The organism is Halobacterium bonnevillei (genome assembly GCF_009831555.1).
Taxonomy (GTDB): domain Archaea; phylum Halobacteriota; class Halobacteria; order Halobacteriales; family Halobacteriaceae; genus Halobacterium; species Halobacterium bonnevillei.
On record NZ_WUUU01000332.1, the window covers coordinates 1 to 1,381 of the forward strand.

General features: G+C 71.1%; 2 protein-coding genes. One reads left to right on the forward strand and one right to left on the reverse strand.

Features of this window, described 5'->3' with window-relative positions; translation table 11 throughout:
- Positions 1 to 108 precede the first annotated feature (108 nt).
- Positions 109 to 501, forward strand: coding sequence for a universal stress protein (locus GRX66_RS19025; RefSeq protein ID WP_159527847.1), 393 nt, complete (start codon positions 109 to 111; stop codon positions 499 to 501).
- 104 nt (positions 502 to 605) lie between these two features.
- Here the strand turns inward: GRX66_RS19025 and GRX66_RS19030 are convergent.
- The coding region (locus tag GRX66_RS19030) for an ERCC4 domain-containing protein (RefSeq protein ID WP_233745720.1) at positions 606 to 1,381 on the reverse strand (776 nt) is incomplete at its 5' end.

A 1,381-nucleotide genomic window follows, 5' to 3' on the forward strand; every position in this document is an offset into this window, starting at 1 on the left:
CGCGGCGCGCCCGCGAGTACCTGGAAGCCGCGCGGGAGGCCGCCGAAGCGCTCGCGGCGCTCCGCCACAACGAGTAACCCGGCGCCCGCGCAACACTCACGTACTCACATGGACATTCTCGCGCCAGTCGACGGCTCGGACTGCAGTTTCCGCGCGCTCGGGTTCGCCATCGAGATGGCGGACCGGTACGACGGCAGCGTCGACGTCGTCCACTTCGCCGAAACCGAATCCGCGTCCACCGACGCGGTCGTCGACCGCGCACAGCGCGTGCTCGACGCCCAGGACGTCGACGCCGACCCCGAAGTGAGCACCGACCTCGAACCCGAGTTCCGGCCCAGCGACCGCGTCGGCGAGGACATCCTCGACCTCGTCGAGCGCCGCGGCTACGACCACGTCGTCATGGGGAACAGCGGCGCGGGCGCGCTCGAACGCGCCATCCTCGGGAGCGCCGCCGAGACCGTCCTGAACGCCGACCGCGTGCCAGTCACTGTCGTCCCCTGAACGCGGCCGGGCGACGCTGCTCGCCAGTCGACCTGCGCCCAGAGTCGAGTCCCGTTTCGCCGTCGTCAATCCGACTAGCCGCCCGGTTCGGAGTCGCGCGGCTGTCAGTCCGGCCGGTAGTCCGTCGCGACGACGTCTCGGATGCGTTCGGCGGTCACGCTGCCGACGCCGTCGGCGTCCTGCAGGGTGTCCTCGTCGGCGGTCATCACGGCTTCGACGCTCCCGAAGTGGTCCAGGAGCGACTGCGCGGTGACCGGGCCGATGTCCGCAATCGAGGAGACGACGTACTCCTGTTGCTCGCCGAGCGTCTTCGCGGCCTTCTCGCCGTGCGCGCTCACCTCGCGGTCGTTGGCGGTCTGCTCGCGTTCGGCGATGGTCCGGATCATCTCGGCGGTGTCGTCCTCGTCGCGCGTGTGCACGACGCTGACGCCCCAGTCGACGGCCAGCGACGCCAGCGACGCCCGGATCGCGTTCGGGTGGACGTTGCGCTCGGCGAACAGGTCGCCGTCGCCCTCCAGCAGGAGGACGGGCCGCGTGTAGTGGCGCGTGAGGTCCTTGGCCTGCTCGAACAGCGACCGGTCGCCGCCCAGCAGCGTGTCCATGAAGTCCGCGTGCGTCTTCCGCTCGACGGCGACGCGGTCCGAGAGCACGTAGTCGCCGACCGACAGCGTCTCCAGGCGCGTCTCCACGTCCTCGCGCTTCGAGAGGTCGCGGGCGATGTTCGAGTCGAGTTCGCGCTGGTCCACGACCACCTCGACGGTCTCCTCGTCGCCGCTGGACGCCCGCGCCGCCACGCCGTCGTCGTCCTCGCTGCCGTCGACGTCCTCGGGGTCCGGCGCGTCGAAGTCCGTCAACCCCGCCTGCGACTCGTCGGGGTCGC